We start from the raw sequence: 19683 nt of genomic DNA, 5'->3' as shown, positions 1-19683 counted from the left end.
TTATTTGACCGTCAGCAATCCCCGCACCGCGGCAACTACCTGCGGCAGCTGGCTCACATCCTGCCCACCCGCCGTCGCAAGCGTCTTCTGACCGCCGCCGCCGCCTTTGACGAGCGGAGCTACCCGTTCCTTGATGATCGCGGGCGCCTGCAGGTTGCGGCCGGCGACAAGTTGCTCATCGAGCAGGACAGCCACGGCCGCCTTTCCATCGATGTTCGCAGCCAGCACGGCAAGATAGGGCGGGGTGCCGGGAAGCGCGGCGAGGCCGGATTTCAGATCAAAGCAAAGCTTTTTCACCGCCTCGGCGCTGCCTACCTCGACGACTTCGCCGACAAAGGCGACACCATCGATAGTTTGGACGCGCTGCAGAAGCTGTTGCCGCAGCTCGGCCAGTTGTTTCACTTCGGCCTTTTCCAGTTTCTTTTTAAGCTCGCTGTTCTCGGCGACGAGCGTCTCCGCGGCCTTCGCCAGCTGTGTGGGGTGCTTGAGGGCTTCCCGGACAGCACGAAGCTCCGCGAACTGCTCCGTGAGGAAGGTCCCGGCGGCAGGTCCGCTCACCGCTTCGATCCGGCGGACACCGGCGGCAACAGCGCCTTCATGCCGGATCTTGAAAAAGCCCAGCTCTCCCGTGGCGCCGACATGCGTCCCGCCACAGAGTTCCACCGAGTACCGCGGATCGATCATGACCACGCGGACGACATCCCCATATTTTTCGCCGAAGAGCGCCATGGCGCCCAGTTTCAGCGCTTCGTCCTTGGGCATCTGGCGGATGATGACAGGGATGTTTTCCCGGATCTTCTCGTTGACAAGCACCTCGACGGAGGCGATCTCTTCGTCGGTCATTTTCGCGAAATGCGAGAAGTCGAAACGCAGCTGGCCGTCATTGACCAGCGATCCTTTCTGTGCGACATGAGTGCCGAGCACCTTCCGCAACGCAGCATGCAGAAGGTGGGTGGCGGAGTGATGGACCTCCGTGGCCTTGCGCTTGGGTCTGTCGACCGTGGCTATGACCGGCGCTTCGACATCCGAAGGCAGCTTATCGGTAAAATGAACGATCAGATCGTTTTCCTTTTTCGTATCCAGCACGGCAATGGCCTCGCCCTTCGAATGCAGGACACCGGTATCCCCCACCTGCCCCCCGCTCTCGGCGTAGAACGGCGTCGCTTCGAACACCAGCTGCCAGGACTCTTTGCCCTTTGCCTTTATCTTCCTGTATTTGACGATCTGCGTGTTGGTCTCGAGGGAATCATAGCCGACGAATTCCATCAGCGGGTTGTCGACAAGCACAACCCAGTCTTCGGTGTCGATAGCCGTAGCCGCACGCGACCGGGCTTTTTGCTGCTGCATCTCCGCTTCAAAGGCCTTCTTATCCACTTCGAGTCCATTCTCCCGGCCGATCAGGGCCGTCAGGTCTTCGGGGAAGCCGTAGGTGTCATAAAGCTCGAACGCCGCCGAGCCGTCGATGGTGGCCGATCCGGCTTTCTTGCGCGCCTGAACGATATCGTCTATCTTCTTCAACCCCTTTTCGAGGGTCCGCAGGAACGCCTCTTCTTCTTCCTTCACGACTTTGGCCACAAAATCGGCCTGGTGCTTCAACTCCGGAAAGACATCGGCAAACTGGTCCGCCAACAGCGGCACCAGCTGGAACAGCAGCGGCTGCTTATAGTCCAGATAAGAATAATAATAACGGACCGCGCGCCGCAGGATGCGGCGGATCACATAGCCGGCCTCCGTATTGGAAGGCAACTGACCATCGGCGATAGTAAAGCAGATGGCGCGGAGATGATCGGCGAGCACCCGGAATGCCACATCCTGCCGGCTGTCCCCGGCCGTATAACTCTTTTTGACAATAGTGGCGACCTTGCCGATGGTCCCGGTGAAGAGGTCGGTGTCGTAGTTGGACTGCTTGCCCTGTAACACCCGCACCAGCCGCTCGAGGCCCATCCCCGTGTCCACATGTTTTGCGGGCAGCGGTTGCAGACTTCCGTCCTTCAGCCGGTTGAACTGCATAAACACGTTATTCCAGATCTCGATCACCTGCGGATGGTCGTTATTCACCAAAGAAGCGCCATTCACCCGGGCACGCTCGTCGTCGGTGCGGCAATCGACATGGATCTCCGTGCACGGCCCGCAGGGTCCCGTGTCCCCCATCTCCCAGAAATTGTCTTTTTTGCTGCCCAACAGGATGCGATCGGCGGCAATCCACTTCTTCCATTCGTCGGAGGCTTCTGTGTCCGGCGCCAGGTTACTGTCCTTGTCGCCTTCAAAGACGGTGACATATAACCGGTCTTTGGGAATGCCGTACACTTCGGTCAGCAGCTCCCAGCTCCAGGCGATCGCTTCCTTTTTGAAATAGCCCTTGGAAGGATCGGCGGGATCGCCAAAGCTCCAGTTACCGAGCATTTCGAACATGGTATGATGGTAGGTGTCGACGCCCACCTCTTCAAGATCGTTATGCTTTCCGCTCACCCGAAGACATTTCTGGGTATCGGCTACCCGCGATTGAGGGGACTTCCGGTTACCGAGAAAGTAGTCTTTGAATTGATTCATGCCCGCATTAGTAAATTTTAATGTGGGGTCATTCTTCACGACAATCGGGGCAGAAGGCACGATGGTATGCCCTTTCGACACGAAAAAGTCCAGGAATTTCCTTCTTATTTCGGCACTGGTCATCATAAACGGAACAATCTTTGGTTGTTATTTGGCTCGCACCTGTTATATTTGTGCGCACGGCTTTCGAATTAAAAGCCGTGCAAAGGTACACCAAATCAGGCTGTTTTACCGTTCTACCCCCAATTGAATGGGATGTCTGGTAGCCGATGAAGAAGATCAAGTATTACTATAACACCAATACCCTCCGCTATGAAAAGCTGGAGACTCCCCTGCGGGTGACCTTGTTGCGCGTTCTGGGATTTCTTTCGGCTGCCATCGTCACCGCGCTGATACTCGTTTCCATCGCCTATAAATACTTCCCTTCAGCCAATGAAAAACGGCTGATGCAACGCAATGAAGCCCTGCAGGACAATTATTATACCCTTGACGAAAAGGTAAAGAAACTGCAGGAGCAGATGTCCGAACTCGAAAAAAGGGATAACAACGTCTATCGCGCCATCTTCGAGGCGGCACCCATCCCCGATAGCGCCCGGGCCCGGCAGAACCAGCAGGAGCAGGAGCTGAAGCTCGTCCAGGGCATGGACCAGGAGAACCTGTACCTGTCCGTTGCCGCTACGCTCAACCAGCTTACGGCCCGCATGGCCAACCAGACAAAATCCTATATACAGATCGACGGATTTATAAAGAACAAGGAACAGCTGCTGTCCTGTACCCCGGCCATCCAACCCGTCAGCAACCACGACCTCAGCCGCATCGCCTCCGGCTTTGGCTACCGCATCGACCCGGTATATAAAACCACGAAATTCCACGCAGGGCTTGACTTCGCGGCGCCCCAGGGCACTCCCATCTACGCCACCGCGAACGGAACGGTTGAAGTCGCCGGCAATACAGGCAATGGTTACGGGAACCATGTCGTTATCAACCACGGCTATGGTTACGGCACCCTTTATGGGCATATGTTCCGGGTTAAGGTGAAGGCAGGAGAGAAGGTCAAACGCGGTGAGATCATCGGCTGGGTAGGCAGTACGGGTAAGAGTACCGGCCCGCACTGTCACTATGAGGTTCACCGCAATGGCGATCCCGTCGATCCCGTTTACTATTTTTACAACGATATTACCCCCGAGCAGTATGACCGCCTGCTGAAGCTGGCCGCGTCGAGTAACCAAAGTTTTGATTAATCTGGGTATCCTGGAACCTAAAAAAAAGCCCAAAGGGCCATCGGCTCGATTTTTGAGCCCCCAAACGTGCAATGAGCAGCAACCTGACCCAAATAGCACTGGATTTCGGTCCCGAGCCGCAGTCACAGCCCGTTCCGCCCGCCACGGGCAATGGAACAGGGGATGAAGCGGCGCGTCCATACCTCGCCGCAGGCGGGGTCGGAGTGCGGGTCAAATCCTTCAAACAGCCTTCACCGCCCGCGCCCCCGGTATCACCACCCCCGGAGGCCAGCTCCGGGATAGCCACTCGCCCGACGGTTAAGGTCACCAATGGCAATCTCTTTGGTTCGCCCGCGCCGATAGAAGAGTCGGAGATGTTGGCAGAAGAGCCGCAGGCCGCAACACCGGCCGCAACCGTTCATGCTGTTCCACCGATTCACACCGTTGATACCATCCCAACCGTTCACGCCGCTCAACCCGAGCCCACTGCTCGGCCCGAGGCCGCCGCTCAACCCGCCCAACCCGCTCAACCTGTTCCCGCCGTTCAACCCGAGCCCACCGTTCGCCCCGTTCACGTCATTCAGCCCGAGCCAGCAGTTCAGCCCGAGCCCATCGCCGCAGCGCCAACGCCGGAACCGGAGATCGCCGCATCAGCCGAACCGGCGCAGTCCGCGGAGGATCCCATCTTCGTCGCCCCCACCACCCGACGCCGGACCCCACCCGGCAGATCGGCGGCAGCAAAACACGGCCCCTCCAAGCGCGGCCGCAAATCCCTGAAGGAAGTGTCCGCCGAAGCCCAGCTCATCGAGATCCCAACCGACGAAGTGCTGTTCAGCAAGCAATATTATACGATGGGCGAAGTATCGGAGATGTTCCGGGTCAACCAATCCCTCCTGCGCTTCTGGGAAACGGAATTCGACATCCTCCAGCCAAAAAAGAACAAAAAGGGCGATCGCTACTTCCGCCCGGTGGACATCAAGAATCTCCACCTCATCTACCACCTCCTGCGTCAAAAGAAATATACCATCGAAGGCGCAAAGGATTTCCTCAAGAAGAATAAAAAAGCCGAGGATCGGTTCGAAGTCATCCAGCGGCTGCAACAAATAAAGGCCTTTCTCGTCGAATGGAAGGCGCAACTCTGATCCCATGTCCTCCTATAACCCCGGTTTAATATCAACCCCAATATGAAGCATCTGCTCCTTGTCGTACTCATCATCGGTATCGGCATCCTCACTCACGCTCAATCCGAATACGAAATCTCAACCGACGGCAACAGCAAAATGCTGAAAGGCACCGTCAAACGCGATGTGCTGGAGAACGACACCGCCTTCAAATGGTTTCACAAGAACCAGGCAGGCTATACCCCCAATACCGAAACGGTCTCTGTTCTGCGGGCCAAAGGCAGCCAGGCCAGTTTCCTGGTTCTAGGCGGCACCTGGTGTGAAGATACCCAGACCCTGCTGCCCAGATTCTACCTGTTGATGGACGCAGCCGGTATCGGCAGCGACCAGGTGCGGTTCGTTGCCGTCGATCGCCAGAAGCACGCGCTCAACCATCTCCCCGAGGACATGCATCTCGCGCATACCCCGACTTTTATCGTCCTCAAAGGAGGAAAAGAAGTGGGCCGCGTCGTTGAATATGGGAAGAATGGTCAGTGGGAGGCCGAGATCGGGGATATCGTGAGTAAGAATTTCTAAGTCCGCGCAGGTCTTCTACCACAGTGCGAAAATGGGAACGGCCCAGAGATTTTTACCAAACGGCGGCTTGACTTGAAAATCACCGCCCCCGGCAAGCCGCCGCCTCTTGTGCCTTCGCCGGCTCAGGTTGAGTTGAAGCGCTCATTTTTGGCCTTCGGCCGTCCCGCCCGTGGCGGGACTAAGCGTGATCGTCGTACTCGACCCGGCAATACTCAGTCCCATCCCCTCCATCAACCGCAGCACCTCGAGATTCACCTGCTGCTTCAAGGCATTGAACTCATCGATCACCACCGGCGCGGAGAAGTAATCCACATTGACCAGATAAGCACTGCCGGTGATATTGTCTAGAAAAACCGTGCTGTTCTGAACCTTGTCCTTCACCAGGATCTTGCGGATACCGGCAACAAACGCATCCAGCTGCTCCGCGGAAGAAGAAAGGCTCAACTCCAGCCGCAGTTCCCCTTTTCGCTGGGTCCGCAGAGTGAGATTGTCGACGACACTGTCCACCATCTGTTTGTTGGGTACCGTGACATAGGTCTTTTGATCGGTCCGGATACGGGTACTACGAAGCCCGATCCTCTCCACCGTACCCGAGATATTGTTCACCTTCAGAACATCGCCGGCCGTGAAAGGCTTGTCAAAGAAGATGACAAAAGAGGCGATCAGGTTCTCGATACTTTCCTTTGCGGCAAGAGCGATGGCGGCGCCCGCCAGACCCAATCCGCCAACATAGGTCGAAACGTCCACATTGAACGCCGAGTGCAGCACCATCAGGATACCGATGATCCCCAGCACGGCCTTGAGAAAATCGCGGATGAAGACGATCATCTGGTTGTCACGCACGCCGCCGCCGGTCTTGGCTTTGGTCCGCAGGACCAGCGCAATAAAGTCCACCAGCCGCAGCAACAGCCAGATAAAACTGACGATCAGCACGATCACGGCAATCGCCTGCACGATGGTCTTCGACCTGACCTCATAGATATCGAACTCGAGTTCGCCCGGGAAATGCAGCTTCTCGATCGAAGTGATCGAAACAAACAACACCAGAAAGATCCCGATCGGGCCGCCCAGCAGATCCAGGAAGGCCGATTTGTCCAGCCCCGAGCCCATCCGCCGTACAAAACGGAAGATCAGCCGGGCGATCAGCCGGGCGATCACCCGCTTGAGAGCGACGACGATAAGGATGGTGGCTGCGACGATGACGTAGGTTCTCAGGGGGTTGCCAAAGACGATGCTATTCCAAAAGTCGTGCATGGTGCAAAGATAGATATATCTATTTGCGACTATAGATCTCCAGACCCGTCTTTTTCAACACATAGATGATCGACGGCGTTATGTGGATGCGGATCGCGCCGGCATAAGCGGCAGGGATGGGTTCCTCCTGCATGTTCAGGGTCCCGGGCTGATACCGGAAGAAATTGCGGTCATCCCGGCCAAGCAGGTTCTTTTCGATGACATCGAAATCCAGCCAGCCGCGGAGGTCAAGATGCGTTTTTAAGGTGCCGTAATGGTCGAAGATATAGACCCCCTTCGCAGGGTCGTAGAGATAGACAAAACCCGCCTGATCGCGGATGATGGTAGGATCGGGTACACTGTCGAACAACTGCCGGAAATCGCTGGACTTATCGACCAGCGACCCGTCATCGCCAATCCTCTTAAGAACTGCATCCAGTTCATCAAACACCCACACGTTGTTGTCATAAGCCAGCCCAACGGCCTTTGCCTGCAGGATATTCAGCTTCCGCAGATCGATCGTATTGATGATGTTAAGATACCGGTCCAGTTCGATGATGGTCGCAAACTCGCGGTAATAGACAAGGATCTTCAGCGGGTTGGTCACATCGATGCTGGCTATCTGCCCATACCGCCTTACGTCGTTAAAGACGGCGAGGGAATCTCCTTGCGCGCCCAGCTTCTTTAGCCGGTTATCCTTACTCAGGACATAGATATTACCCAGATTGTCAACACTGAAATCGACGATGTCCTGACCGATGGTCCGCGTCAGGTGAAAAGGCGAGCTACTGTCCGCCGACGCCTGCTGACACCGGGCCGTCCCCCCGGCGAACAGGGCCGGCAGGAGGTAAAGGAGAACAAGAAGGCGGCAGTTCATTGGCGAACGATTTTATCAGCCGTTTCGGGAGTCTCACTTTCCAGCAGCAGCTGCTCCCCGTCAAACACTGCATACGTAAAATAACGTATCCAGTCCCCCAGGTTGATATAGCGGCTGCCCGTATTGTTCAATAAAAAATCGATGGGCAGATGACGATGCCCGAAAATAAAATAGTCGAATTGCTCCCGCTTCAGCACCTCCCGGCAATAGATGATCAGCCATTCCTTGTCCTCACCCAGGAAAATAGCATCATCCGAGCCGGTAACGGCCCGGCTGCGGCGGCTAAGCCAACCCGCGATGCCAACCCCGACGGCCGGCGGCAGGACCCCAAAGAGCGCCTGGCATACCGGGTTGCGGAAGATCTTCTTCATCAACTTATAGCCATGGTCGCCGGGTCCCAGCCCATCCCCATGGCCGATGAGAAATTTCCTGCCGTTGAATTCGAATTCCTTTGGTTCATGATACACCGGGATATTCATTTCCTCCTCGAAGTATCCCTTCATCCACATATCATGGTTGCCGATGAAGAAATGGATAGGAATACCCGAGTCCGTTATCTCCGCCATTTTTCCGAGGATGCGGATAAACCCCTTGGGCACCACGGTGCGGTACTCATACCAGAAATCGAAGAGATCGCCGACGATGAAGATGACCGCAGCATCCCGGCGGATGCGTTCCAGGAATTCGACGATCCGTCGTTCCCGGACCAGGCTGGCGGCATGGTTGGGGGCGCCAAGATGGAAGTCGGAGAGAAAGTAAACTTTTTTTCCAGGCGGGATCTGCATAAGTTCAATATTGTTGCGCCTACGGGCTGGTCCGCCCTGTTCTATTGTCTATCTACCAGAAACAGGTACACTTCCTTGGGCCCATGTACACCGACCACCAGCGTCTTCTCGATATCGGCGGTCCGGCTTGGCCCGGTGGCAAAGGTGATCAGCGATGGAAGCTGTTGCGCGTATTTCTCCTTCAATCCGATGAGCCCGTCCCGGATATCATAGACCAATTGATCGGTGTAGGCGACACAGATATGCACGGGTGTATACACGCTGACCGTCCGGCCGCTGCGCCCAGCACTGCTGAGGATGATCGTGCCCGTCCGGGCCACCAGCCCTTCACAGGTGGTCACCGCCGCATCACATTCTCCCAGTTCCGCATTGGAGAACCCGTCAAAGGCCTGCTCCTTGAGCACCTCCCGCAGTTTTTCTTCGCGACAGTATAGTTTCTTTAATCCCAGGGTTGCGATCAGTACGTTCAGCTGGGCGACCAGTTCGGCGTGGTCGACACAGAAGATGAATTTGCCCTGCAGCTTGGTAAACTGTTCGGCAAACTCTATTTCAAGATCCTGCCGCGAAGGATGGAAAACGGAGGCGTAGCCTTCACTTTGTGGAAAAGGAATAGGCGTTGATTCACTCAACGCCTGCCTTATCTTTTTCAGAATATTCTCTTTTGCCGAGGATACCTTCATAGTCTATTTTACTTCTTCGGTAGCGGGAGGTACGATCACGGCGGGCGGCACTCCATTCTCTGAAACGTCGAGCGCCCGCTTCTCTTCATAGGGACGTTTGCCGATGAGGGCTTCCACGTCGCTTTGGAAAAGGACTTCCCGCGCCAGAAGGGCTTCCGCCAGCAACTTCACTTCCCTGGTCTTCTCCGTCAGCAACAACTTCGTGGCTTCATAGGCCTTATCGATCAGCTTCCGCACCTCTTCGTCGATGATGCGCGAGGTCTCCTCGGAATAAGGCTTTGTAAAGGTGTTCTCCGCCTGGGGATCATAGAAGCTGATGTTGCCGACCTTATCGTTCATCCCGTATACGGTCACCATCGAATAGGCGATGCGGGTGATCTGCTGCAGGTCGTTCTGCGCACCTGTAGAGATCTTTCCAAAATTCAACTCTTCGCTGGCTCGGCCGCCAAGCGTCATACAGATCTGGTCAAACAGCTGATCCGTATTATAGAGATACTGTTCCTTTGGTGTATACTGGGCGTAGCCAAGCGCGGCAACACCACGCGGCACGATCGTCACCTTCAGCAGCGGGTACGCATGCTCGAGATACCAGCCGCATATCGCATGGCCGGATTCATGATAGGCAATGATCCGCTTTTCGTCTGGGGAAATGATCTTGTTCTTCTTTTCCAGCCCGCCGATGACCCTGTCCACCGCATCCTGGAAGTCTTCCATTTCAACGGTTTCCTTCCCTTTACGGGCGGCGATGAGCGCGGCTTCATTACAGACGTTGGCAATGTCGGCGCCGGCAAAACCGGGTGTCTGTTCGGCCAGTTTATGGATATCCAGCTTGCTGGAGATCTTGATCGGTTTGAGATGCACTTTGAAGATGGCTTCGCGACCCTTGAGATCCGGTTTGTCGATCGAGATCTGCCGGTCGAAACGGCCGGGACGAAGTAACGCGGTGTCCAGAACGTCGGGCCGGTTGGTGGCGGCCAGTACGATAATTCCACTGTCGCCGCCGAAACCATCCATTTCCACAAGCAGCTGATTGAGGGTGCTCTCGCGCTCGTCGTTGCTCATGATCGCGTTCTTGCCACGGGCGCGGCCGATGGCATCGATCTCATCGATAAAGATCACGCAGGGAGCCTTTTCCCGGGCTTGTTTGAACAGATCGCGAACCCGGCTGGCGCCCACCCCTACAAACAGTTCGACAAAGTCAGAACCGCTCATCGAAAAGAAGGGAACCTGTGCCTCACCGGCCATGGCCTTCGCCAATAGGGTTTTACCCGTTCCCGGAGGGCCGACCAACAGTGCCCCCTTGGGGATCTTGCCGCCGAGAGCCGTATATTTCTTGGGATTTTTTAGAAAATCGACGATCTCCATCACCTCCACCTTGGCTTCGTCCAAACCGGCGACATCGCTAAAGGTGATGGTCACCTTCGTCCCTTTATCAAAGAGGGTAGCCTTGGATTTGCCAATGTTGAAGATGCCACCCGGTCCTCCGGAACCGGCTTGTCCGCCCATTTTTCGCATCAGCATCACCCAGATGAGCACGATGATCAGCAGGGGCAACAGGAAATTCAGCAAGGGGCCGAACCATTCGCCTTCCTGCTTGGAATTGATCGCAACTTCCTGGTTGGGGTGATTGGTAAAATACTCCCGCAACATCTTCTCATAGTCCTTGACGTCAGTGACCCGGAACTCGAATTGCGGACCGTCCTTGCTCATTCCGCCCGGCCAGGAATTTTGCTTGTTATATTTCGAGTAAAAAGGCTTGTTGAGACTATCCTTTTTGATGTATACCCGGACGAGGTTCTTGTTGGAGATAAGGTCTATCTTCTCGACGTCCCCGTTGGCCAGCATGGTCCTGCGAAAATCAAGCTCGTCCGCAGGGTGCGCATCCGGCGAGAAAGAACCGAACAAGTTGAACCCGATGAGTACGGCGGCAATGATCCCCCAAATCCAATAAATGCTGAACTTTGGCCCTTTTCTCTGACCATTTTCGTCATCCCCCCTCGGTCTGAATCTCGGGAAATTGTTTTTATCGTTTTGTTTCAGATCGTCTTGTGGCATTTTTGTATGTATCCGTGTTGTTTAGCGGTATTAATAATAAAAATTATACGGTGAAAAGGTTCAAAAAAAACCATGAAACGGCAAAATAACCTGTTAAATTGTCGGTTCGTCCTGGTTTTCTATCACTGATGCTGCTCCTGGGGCGCATCACTCCACATGTCCTCCAATTTATAAAAACGGCGATTTTCCGGCAGCATCACGTGGACCACTACATTCACATAATCGATCAAAACCCACTGATAGGTTTGTCTGCCTTCGTGTTTATAGGGGAGTTCTTCGCAATTCTTGTTTACCTCATATTCCACCGAATCGGCGATGGCCTTTACCTGGGTGGTGCTTGCGGCCTCACAAATGATAAAAAAATCCGCTACCGCCTCCGGGATTTTGCGTAAATCCAGGGAAATTATCCCCTCACCCTTTTTCTCCTGTATTGCTTTGATAATCGTTTTGAAAATTTTCGAATTCCTCGTCAATCGGACAACGCTGTTGCGCTTGCGGGTAGTCAGGATAGAAAGCTGTTCCAATAATCAATACGTTTTTGTGATAATCAAATTTTTATGAGAAACCGAGGTAAATTTGCGTTTGTTGAAAAATCTTATTTTAGTTCTATCAAAAATAGGAATCTTTTGCCGATCGGTCACTCTTTTATTGAATTAGAGTCGGTGGATAGCACCAACAACTATGCCATGGCCAGAGCCGCTGCAGGCGCCGCTCCGCACGGTACCCTCGTTTTTGCCCATGACCAATGGGCCGGCAAAGGACAGCGCGGTCGCCGCTGGATGAGCACCCCTGGTGAAAACATCATCCTTACCGCTGTTTTAGAGCCAGTTGCACTCCCCCCCACAGCCGGGTTCAGCCTCAGCGTAGCCGTGGCCCTTGCATGTCGGGACCTCTTCAGCCACTATGCCGGCCAGGAGCCGACTACGATCAAATGGCCCAATGATCTCTACTGGAATGACAGAAAGGCAGGGGGCATCCTCATCGAAAACCATTTCAAGGGAGACCGGTGGCTCTTCGCCATCGCGGGGATGGGGATCAACATCAACCAGGTGGAATTTCCTCCCGAAGCACGCAATCCCGTTTCCCTGCGTCAAATAACGGGCAAGTCCTTCGATTCGTTGCAGCTCGCCCGGTCGTTGGGCGCTTTTTTGGATAAACGGTATACAGAGCTGGAGACCGGCGGCGCCATCACGCAATTGCAGCAATACAACGATCACTTATTCGGCCGCGGCCGGGACGTCCGGCTGAAAAAAGAAAATGCAGTATTCAAAACGGTGGTGAAAGAAGTGACCCCGCATGGCCAACTGCTAACGAAGGATGTGATCGACCGCCAGTTTACCTTCGGTGAAGTTGAATGGCTCATTGAACCTCCTTCCAGGCCTTGACGATTTCCTCCGCATGCTGCTTACTCCTCGGCTTTAAAAAGATCTTTCGGATCACGCCTTTCTCATCGATAAGAAAAGTGGTCCGATGCAGTCCCAGGTATTTGCGGCCATACAACTGCTTTTCACCCCATACACCGTATTTGTCGATGATCTTGTGCCCGGGATCGGCGATCAGCGGAAACGGTAACCCGAATTTCTTCCCGAACTTCTGATGACTCTTCTCATCGTCGGGGCTTACGCCGATCACCGAGAAACCTTCCCTCTTCAGAAGGGAGAGATTATCGCGTAGGTTGCAGGCTTGCACCGTGCAGGTGGGCGTATCGTCCTGGGGATAGAAATACAACACTACTTTTTTCCCTTTGTGATCAGCCAGCGAGATCTTTTCGCCGGCGGCATCCTTCCCGGTAAAGGCCGGGGCCTTATCGCCTTCTTGTAACTGCGTCATAGTCTGGTGAACCGGGATGGGTTATCCGAAAATTAACCCATCCCCCCGTTCACGGTCTAATGATGGGCCTTCGGCCGGCGGGTCTGCACCCGCCCTGTTTTATCTTGTAAAGTGAAGTTCTTTTTCCGCCCGGTTGCCGGCCACGTCTTCGACGCTGACGCGGAGGGTATGCGATCCCGGCGGGCAATGTTCATCGAATTTATAAATATAGGCAAGCCCTTTGTCATTGCTGAAACAAAGCCATGCGCCGTCAAGCTCCGCGCGGAAGTTGCGCAGCGCTCCCAGGTTATCCTTTATGGAAACGACGAGCCTCCCGGTCCTGCTCAGGTTCGCTCCTTCTGCTTCACCTGGAAACGAAATGACGGGCGCATCCCGGTCTTCCACCAGCTGGAAGTTACCGAACTCCCGAAAGTGGGCGGAAGCCCAGCCATCCTGCCATTGAGGGCGTTCGACATCCTTCGAGGCGCCGTTGAAACAAACCATCACGATCCGGTCGACCCTCGATCTTTCACCGGTCAGGGCATGCGAACTCTCGGCTAAAGAACTTCCTCCGGCTACCGCCTGCGGTGGGTCGGCCGTCGCCGGCGACAGGGGCCGCAACCTCACCAGAATGGGATCCAGCAGCGGTATCCAACTCGCGCCAATGGCCTGCACGCTGGAGACCCCGCCGGGCAGCGAAAGCCCCGAACCCGGATAGCCCACTGTCGCGGCGCCGATGGTGACGGAATCATAAAGGCTTTTCTCCCCAAGGAAAAAGGCGACATCAGGAGCTTCGATCCCGTCGACCATCCCAACGTAGAATTTTTTCCCCGTCGATGGCGCTGCTTGCGAGGCAACGGGCTCGGCGCCGCCCGGCACAAAGCCGCCCGGTGCCAGCGGAGGCGGCGGGGGGCCGGGAGCCGGCAGGTATCGTACCCGGAACCGCAGGTCGGATTCATTGCCATAGGGGTCCTTCACCACGATGCGAATCGCATGGAGACGGCGATCTTCAAGGTGGACCACGCCGTCGCCATGAGAGCCCGGGGGCCAGCTATAAATGGAAGGCGCGGGATAGCCCGGTAAAAAGAACAACTGTTGAAGGAATGGCCCGCCCTTCTCCCGCGTCCGATAGTCGATATGCGCATTGATGTTACGCGTATTGTCGTAGCTGATATTGTTCATTTGAAAACCGATGACCGGTTGATCATCGACATACAGTCCCGCCTCATAGATCCCATTGGGGTTGGCCGAACCGCTCTGCGTGTCGAAAGCCGATAGCGCAAAGCTGATACGGGTAGTCGGTACGATCAGCACCGAAGGCGCCGGTGACCAGGACGCCGGCACAGCATGAGCGGAAGCCGCACCCTCCCGGTGTATGGGTAGAATATGCGGTGCCTGTTCATAGATGCCCTTGTCGCGGTCGTACCAGGCTAGCCGCTGAAGCGTAGGCGCTGTATTATCAGGAACGGGAAGCCCGAAGAGCAGCGGATTCTGATTGATGTCGCCCGCCGTGCGGCGGATCTCAAAATGCAGATGCGGACCCTGCGAGCCGCCGGTATTGCCGCTGTAGGCAATGAGGTCGCCCTTCTTCACGGGAAATTGCGTGGGCGAAAGTTGCAGGCTCACCTGCCAGGACTGACGGCGGTATTGCTGCCCGCGGATATACGTCGCCAGCGCAGGGAAAAATTGATTGAGATGGCCGTACACCGTCGTATACCCATTGGGATGATTGATGTAGATCGCCTGGCCAAATCCACCGGGCTCTACGGATACCCGCGCCACATAACCATCGGCAGCAGCATACACGGGCAGGTTCTCCCGGTGCTGCGTGCGGATATCGAGACCCATATGGTAATGGTTGGGGCGCAACTCACCGAAGTTGGCAGCCAGCTTCATCGGAATGGCAAGCGGGTCGCGGAAATAATCGCGGGGAACGTCCGCGGAAGGAAACAACTGAGCAAAGCCTTGAGATGTACAACACAAACATGCCGCTAATACGAGATACCTCATGAGATTAATACGGGATTAAATTCATTGTTGGTCCAAAGATACCCATTCGCCGGGTATTCCCATTGTGAGCCATTTCTTCCCAAATTGATCGGAACGACGGGCGAATTGACACGTCAAAAAGCGATATGTCGGCATCCCTTGGTCCCGTTTTTACGTATATACTGTAACCAAAAGTGAAGCGAATGTTAATAAGGCACTACCAATCAACCTTGAAATCCGGCGTCGAAAAAAATACTACCAAAAGGGTAGGTTTTTTTTAAAGTTTGGTACAGCTTTTGGCTAACCAATATTGTCTTGTTAATAGAAGAAGGCTTCACCATCAAAAAAGAACCGGTATGAAAGGATTTAAACAAAGAATGGTCGTTTTTCTGGCAATAGCTGTCGGAGGCATGATTGGCGTTATCAAAGGCGAAGAAGCAAAGCAGAAATGGGTGTTCCGCATGAAGAGCAAATATGAAAATCGGCGGCTGATGGCGGAACGCAAGCTGATCGCCCGCAAGGGTGGGGTGCTGCTTGACGACATCGAGCTCGCAGCCTATCACAATAACTGAGCGAAGTTCCACTTCGCTTGGATCACAACACAGCGTTTATCTTGTAAATTGTTAGTTATACGAGGCCCGGCATCCGCCGGGCCTTTTCTTTGAATGGCAAAGCCTTCAAAGACATTATGGAAAAAGGCCCGGTTCGACTTTCCCCAAAACGAGCCGGGCCTTTTTCATTGCCATATTCACCCGCCCCGCCCGGCGGAGCGATTTCTTTTGGAAGGGACCCCTCAGGGACGTACCTTTGCGCAATTTCTTAGACATGCCCAAAGACTCCTCCATTCATTCAGTACTGATCATCGGATCAGGTCCCATTATCATCGGTCAGGCTTGCGAATTTGATTATTCCGGCACACAAGCCGCCCGCAGCCTGCGGGAAGAGGGGGTCGAAGTGATCCTCATCAACAGCAATCCGGCCACGATCATGACCGACCCGATGATGGCAGACAAGGTCTATCTCCTGCCGTTGACGGTCGAAAGTATCGAACAAATATTGGAAGAGAACAAGATAGATGCTGTTCTCCCGACCATGGGCGGCCAAACGGCCCTCAACCTGGCAAAAGAAGCCGAAGACCTCGGCGTCTGGGAAAAATATGGGGTCCGCCTCATCGGAGTCGACATCAAAGCCATCGACAAGGCGGAAGACCGCGAGAAGTTCAGACAGTGGATGATCGAGCTCGGCGTACCCGTCGCAACAGCAAAGACCGCCAACTCCTTCCTCGAAGGAAAGGAATTTGCCCAGGAGATCGGCTTCCCCCTGGTGATCCGGCCCTCCTTTACCCTCGGCGGCACCGGCGGCGGTTTTGTACATGACAAAGAAGAACTCGACGAAGCCCTCAACCGCGGGCTCCAGGCCTCCCCCATCCATGAAGTACTGGTGGAAGTAGCCGTGCTCGGCTGGAAAGAGTTCGAGCTGGAGCTGCTGCGCGATTCCAATAATAATGTCGTCATCATCTGTACCGTCGAAAACTTCGACCCGATGGGTGTTCACACGGGTGATTCCATCACCGTCGCACCGGCCATGACGCTTAGCGACACCGCCTACCAGCTGATGCGCAACACCGCCATCCGCATGATGCGGGATCTGGGTAATTTCGCCGGCGGATGCAACGTTCAGTTCGCCCTCAATCCGAAAACGGAAGAGATCATCGCCATCGAGATCAACCCCCGCGTAAGCCGTAGCTCCGCACTGGCTTCCAAAGCAACCGGCTATCCCATCGCGAAGATCGCCGCCAAACTCGCCATCGGCTATGCCCTTGACGAATTGAAAAACCAGATCACGAAAACAACCTCCGCCTACTTCGAACCGGTGCAGGATTATGTCATCGTTAAGATCCCCCGCTGGAACTTCGACAAGTTCAAAGGGGCCAACGACACCCTCGGCCTGCAGATGAAGAGCGTCGGCGAAGTGATGGCCATCGGCAGAAGCTTCACCGAAGCCGTTCAGAAAGCCTGTCAAAGCCTCGAGAACAACGCCGTCGGTCTCGGCTACTATGGCAAAAGCCTCATGCACGCTGAAGAACTGCTGGAATATATAAAGACCCCGAAATGGGATCGCATCTTCCGGATCAAGGATGCACTGATGGCCGGCATCTCCGTCGGCACCATCTCCAAAGCCACCAACGGCATCGATCGCTGGTTCCTCTATGAGATCCAGAAGATCTGCAACATGGAAAAACAGCTGGAGAACTTTAAACTCGAATCCCTTCCCGTCGAACTGCTGCAGGAAGCCAAGAAGCTCGGGTTCAGCGACGCACAGATCGTCCGGATCATGAACTCCGGCACAGAAGAGGCGTTGTATGAAAAACGCAAGGCCGCCGGCATCACCCGCATCTATAAGATGGTGGACACCTGTTCGGCTGAGTTCGAGGCAAAAACACCTTATTTCTACTCCACTTTTGAAGGCGGACATGACAACGAAAGCAAGGTCAGCAACCGGAAGAAGATCGTCGTCCTCGGCAGCGGGCCCAACCGCATCGGCCAGGGCATCGAATTCGACTATTGCTGCGTACATGGCCTGATGGCGATCCGCGAATGCGGTTACGAAGCCATTATGGTCAACTGCAACCCCGAGACGGTATCCACCGATTTCGATATCGCCGACAAGCTGTATTTCGAGCCCGTCTATTGGGAACACCTCTGGGAGATCATCGAACACGAGAAACCCACAGGCGTCATCGTTCAGCTGGGTGGCCAGACCGCCCTCAAGCTGGCGGAAAAGCTCAACGAAAAAGGCATCCCCATCATCGGCACCTCGTTCGATAGCATGGACATCGCCGAAGACCGCGGCCGCTTCAGCGACATGCTGAAACAACTCGAGATCCCCTATCCCAACTACGGAACGGCCTTCGACGTCGATGAAGCCATCGTAGTCGCCAACCGGGTCGGCTATCCCGTACTGGTGCGCCCCTCCTACGTATTGGGCGGACAGCGGATGCGCATCGTCATCAACGACGACGAAGTGGAAAAGGCCGTCGTCAGCCTGTTGAAGCATATCCCCGGTAACAAGATCCTGATCGATCATTTCCTCGACCGCTGCCAGGAAGCAGAAGTGGACGCCATCTTCGACGGCGAGAACTTCCACGTGATGGGCGTGATGGAACATATCGAGCCCGCCGGCATCCACAGCGGCGACAGCCATGCCGTTCTCCCGGCCTTCAACCTCAGCGCGATGGTGGTCACAACGATGGAATATTATTCCGAAAAGATCGCCCGGGCCCTCAACATCAAGGGATTGATCAATATTCAGTTCGCCATCAAGGATGGGAAGGTCTTCGTCATCGAGGCCAACCCAAGGGCGTCCCGGACCACCCCGTTCATCGCCAAGGCCTACCAGATCCCCTATCTCAATATCGCCACCAAGATCATGCTCGGTGACCATAAGCTGACCGACTTCACCTTCGAAAAAAAGCTGAAAGGCTTTGCCATCAAGGAACCGGTATTCAGTTTTAACAAATTCCCGGGCGTCAATAAAGAACTCGGCCCGGAAATGAAATCCACCGGCGAGGCCATCCGCTTTATCAAAGACCTGCGGGACCCCAACTTCCGCCAGCTTTATAAGGACCGGAGTATGTATCTCAGTAAATAAAAGCGCGAAGCCGCAGGCTAGACCGTCAGGGCCGGCTTCCGTTCTTTCCGCAGCCTGTTGCCGATGCGGATGGAGGGCAGTTCGACAAAATGATACATCGCATAGGAGAGAAGAAAGATCCCCAGCGAGACAAGGAGACCATCCACCAACCGATAGCCCCTGTAGACCGGGGAATGGCGATCGAGGAAGTCGATCCATGCCTGTAGGAGCGGCTGGTGGATCAGGAACACGCTGAAGCTGCAAAGCCCGATGGTCACGATGACCCGGGCGGGCCATCGCTGCAGCGTCATTTTCCCGGAATGCAGGAACAGATCCATCAGCAGGACACCGGTCAGCCCGGCAGTGTATTGCAATACGGCGTTCAGCGGCGTCAGGACGATCGCCAGGACAAAACCGCCGGCAATGAACAGCCGGTCGCGCCCGTCAAGCGCCTTCCCGATGCGGCGGCCTTCATGATACGCCTCGGCAAGAAAGGCCCCCGTTGCCCAAACGACCCAGATCGAGATGGCGGCGTTGGCCCAGGGCAGGGAATTCGCCAGGCCGTCCACCCGCATGCCGACGGCCTGCCAGACGATGGAGACCAGAAGGGTCAACCCCGTCATTCGCTTTACCCCCCATTTTCTCCGGCCATACAGAAAGACGGCGTACAGAAGATATAACTGCACCTCCAGTGCAAGACACCAGAAGGTGGGGTTCACCGAAAAATAGGTTCTTGTGGAAAGGTTCTGCGCCGAGAGCACATGGAACAAGAAGGTCTTCCATCCCTCGAGGCTGTTAAAAAGGTCCTTTTCGAGGAAAAGACAAAACACCAGCAGCACGAGCAGATACGGGGGGTAGACCCGCCAGAACCGCCGGCTGTAGAAGCCACGCAAGGTAAACGTTGAAGGGGATCTCAGATACCCGAGGTGGAGCAGAAAGCCGCTGACAAGAAGGAATATCGTCACGCCGCTCCATCCAATGGTCCGGGGCAGAAAGCTTAACAGCACCACTTTTTTCACCGGCAGACCGCTGTCGAGACCTATCAAACCCGGGTAGGCCGGAAAATAGTACCAGATGAAATGAGCCTGGAATACGGCAAGAATCGCGATTCCCCGTAAAAAATCGATCTTCCGAAAGTGCTGTTGCTGGCTATTCATG

16 protein-coding genes are annotated in these 19683 nt (G+C 55.0%); 6 read left to right on the top strand and 10 right to left on the bottom strand.

Annotated elements, in window-relative coordinates; genetic code table 11:
* Positions 1-2673, bottom strand: coding sequence for an alanine--tRNA ligase (gene alaS, locus VGM48_RS12720; RefSeq protein ID WP_331579962.1), 2673 nt, complete (start codon positions 2671-2673; stop codon positions 1-3).
* A gap of 146 nt (positions 2674-2819) precedes the next feature.
* On the opposite strand from alaS, the gene VGM48_RS12715 reads away from it, so the two are divergent.
* From VGM48_RS12715 to VGM48_RS12705, 3 genes are all read left to right on the top strand, one after another.
* Complete coding sequence (locus VGM48_RS12715; RefSeq protein WP_331579640.1) at positions 2820-3791, top strand: peptidoglycan DD-metalloendopeptidase family protein; 972 nt, start codon at positions 2820-2822, stop codon at positions 3789-3791.
* 71 nt (positions 3792-3862) lie between these two features.
* The gene (locus VGM48_RS12710) at positions 3863-4912 is read left to right on the top strand and encodes a MerR family transcriptional regulator (protein ID WP_331579639.1); all 1050 of its coding nucleotides are present in this window, start codon (positions 3863-3865) and stop codon (positions 4910-4912) included.
* Positions 4913-4954: 42 nt separating this feature from the next.
* Entirely contained in the window at positions 4955-5467 is a 513-nt protein-coding gene (locus VGM48_RS12705) for a thioredoxin family protein (RefSeq protein ID WP_331579638.1), read from the top strand.
* 141 nt (positions 5468-5608) lie between these two features.
* On the opposite strand, the gene VGM48_RS12700 is transcribed toward VGM48_RS12705, so the two are convergent.
* The 6 genes from VGM48_RS12700 to rsfS form a co-directional block, all read right to left on the bottom strand.
* The gene (locus tag VGM48_RS12700) at positions 5609-6721 is read right to left on the bottom strand and encodes a mechanosensitive ion channel family protein (protein WP_331579637.1); all 1113 of its coding nucleotides are present in this window, start codon (positions 6719-6721) and stop codon (positions 5609-5611) included.
* 19 nt (positions 6722-6740) lie between these two features.
* Positions 6741-7577: a hypothetical protein gene (locus tag VGM48_RS12695; RefSeq protein ID WP_331579636.1), complete on the bottom strand. Its 837-nt coding sequence runs from the start codon at positions 7575-7577 to the stop codon at positions 6741-6743.
* On the bottom strand, positions 7574-8362 hold the full coding sequence (locus tag VGM48_RS12690) for a UDP-2,3-diacylglucosamine diphosphatase (RefSeq protein ID WP_331579635.1): 789 nt from the start codon (positions 8360-8362) through the stop codon (positions 7574-7576). The genes VGM48_RS12695 and VGM48_RS12690 overlap by 4 nt, the downstream gene beginning before the upstream one ends.
* Before the next feature lie 41 nt (positions 8363-8403).
* Entirely contained in the window at positions 8404-9042 is a 639-nt protein-coding gene (locus VGM48_RS12685) for a LutC/YkgG family protein (protein ID WP_331579634.1), read from the bottom strand.
* A 3-nt stretch (positions 9043-9045) separates the two neighbouring features.
* On the bottom strand, positions 9046-11097 hold the full coding sequence (gene ftsH / locus VGM48_RS12680) for an ATP-dependent zinc metalloprotease FtsH (protein WP_331579633.1): 2052 nt from the start codon (positions 11095-11097) through the stop codon (positions 9046-9048).
* Between the two features lie 122 nt (positions 11098-11219).
* Positions 11220-11621, bottom strand: a complete 402-nt coding sequence (gene rsfS / locus VGM48_RS12675) for a ribosome silencing factor (RefSeq protein WP_331579631.1) — start codon at positions 11619-11621, stop codon at positions 11220-11222.
* Between the two features lie 102 nt (positions 11622-11723).
* On the opposite strand from rsfS, the gene VGM48_RS12670 reads away from it, so the two are divergent.
* A complete protein-coding gene (locus VGM48_RS12670; RefSeq protein ID WP_331579629.1) occupies positions 11724-12482 on the top strand; it encodes a biotin--[acetyl-CoA-carboxylase] ligase in 759 nt (252 codons plus the stop codon).
* Here the strand turns inward: VGM48_RS12670 and bcp are convergent.
* Positions 12457-12927, bottom strand: coding sequence for a thioredoxin-dependent thiol peroxidase (gene bcp, locus VGM48_RS12665; RefSeq protein WP_331579627.1), 471 nt, complete (start codon positions 12925-12927; stop codon positions 12457-12459). The two genes, VGM48_RS12670 and bcp, sit on opposite strands and share 26 nt — an antisense overlap.
* Before the next feature lie 99 nt (positions 12928-13026).
* The gene (locus VGM48_RS12660; protein ID WP_331579625.1) at positions 13027-14859 is read right to left on the bottom strand and encodes a M23 family metallopeptidase; all 1833 of its coding nucleotides are present in this window, start codon (positions 14857-14859) and stop codon (positions 13027-13029) included.
* A gap of 392 nt (positions 14860-15251) precedes the next feature.
* On the opposite strand from VGM48_RS12660, the gene VGM48_RS12655 reads away from it, so the two are divergent.
* Both VGM48_RS12655 and carB read left to right on the top strand, forming a co-directional pair.
* The gene (locus VGM48_RS12655; RefSeq protein ID WP_331579623.1) at positions 15252-15467 is read left to right on the top strand and encodes a hypothetical protein; all 216 of its coding nucleotides are present in this window, start codon (positions 15252-15254) and stop codon (positions 15465-15467) included.
* Between the two features lie 253 nt (positions 15468-15720).
* Positions 15721-18546 (top strand): carbamoyl-phosphate synthase large subunit, encoded by a 2826-nt coding sequence (gene carB, locus VGM48_RS12650; RefSeq protein ID WP_331579621.1) that lies wholly within the window; start codon positions 15721-15723, stop codon positions 18544-18546.
* 17 nt (positions 18547-18563) lie between these two features.
* On the opposite strand, the gene VGM48_RS12645 is transcribed toward carB, so the two are convergent.
* Positions 18564-19682 carry an acyltransferase gene (locus tag VGM48_RS12645; protein ID WP_331579619.1) on the bottom strand — a complete coding sequence of 373 codons (1119 nt, stop codon included), beginning with the start codon at positions 19680-19682 and terminating at the stop codon, positions 18564-18566.
* Position 19683 lies beyond the last annotated feature (1 nt).

This window comes from Puia sp. (genome assembly GCF_036500295.1).
Taxonomy (GTDB): Bacteria; Bacteroidota; Bacteroidia; order Chitinophagales; family Chitinophagaceae; genus Puia.
Note: the sequence above shows the minus strand (reverse complement) of the source record. Positions and strands in the feature narration are given on the sequence as shown.

Bases quoted from the DNA above. Each gene is read 5' to 3' on its own strand.
- carB (WP_331579621.1), top strand. From the start codon at position 15,721: ATGCCCAAAGACTCCTCCATTCATTCAGTACTGATCATCGGATCAGGT.
- VGM48_RS12690 (WP_331579635.1), bottom strand. From the start codon at position 8,362: ATGCAGATCCCGCCTGGAAAAAAAGTTTACTTTCTCTCCGACTTCCAT.
- VGM48_RS12655 (WP_331579623.1), top strand. From the start codon at position 15,252: ATGAAAGGATTTAAACAAAGAATGGTCGTTTTTCTGGCAATAGCTGTC.
- VGM48_RS12695 (WP_331579636.1), bottom strand. From the start codon at position 7,577: ATGAACTGCCGCCTTCTTGTTCTCCTTTACCTCCTGCCGGCCCTGTTC.
- bcp (WP_331579627.1), bottom strand. From the start codon at position 12,927: ATGACGCAGTTACAAGAAGGCGATAAGGCCCCGGCCTTTACCGGGAAG.
- alaS (WP_331579962.1), bottom strand. From the start codon at position 2,673: ATGACCAGTGCCGAAATAAGAAGGAAATTCCTGGACTTTTTCGTGTCG.
- VGM48_RS12700 (WP_331579637.1), bottom strand. From the start codon at position 6,721: ATGCACGACTTTTGGAATAGCATCGTCTTTGGCAACCCCCTGAGAACC.
- VGM48_RS12685 (WP_331579634.1), bottom strand. From the start codon at position 9,042: ATGAAGGTATCCTCGGCAAAAGAGAATATTCTGAAAAAGATAAGGCAG.
- VGM48_RS12645 (WP_331579619.1), bottom strand. From the start codon at position 19,682: ATGAATAGCCAGCAACAGCACTTTCGGAAGATCGATTTTTTACGGGGA.
- VGM48_RS12705 (WP_331579638.1), top strand. From the start codon at position 4,955: ATGAAGCATCTGCTCCTTGTCGTACTCATCATCGGTATCGGCATCCTC.
- VGM48_RS12715 (WP_331579640.1), top strand. From the start codon at position 2,820: ATGAAGAAGATCAAGTATTACTATAACACCAATACCCTCCGCTATGAA.
- VGM48_RS12710 (WP_331579639.1), top strand. From the start codon at position 3,863: ATGAGCAGCAACCTGACCCAAATAGCACTGGATTTCGGTCCCGAGCCG.
- ftsH (WP_331579633.1), bottom strand. From the start codon at position 11,097: ATGCCACAAGACGATCTGAAACAAAACGATAAAAACAATTTCCCGAGA.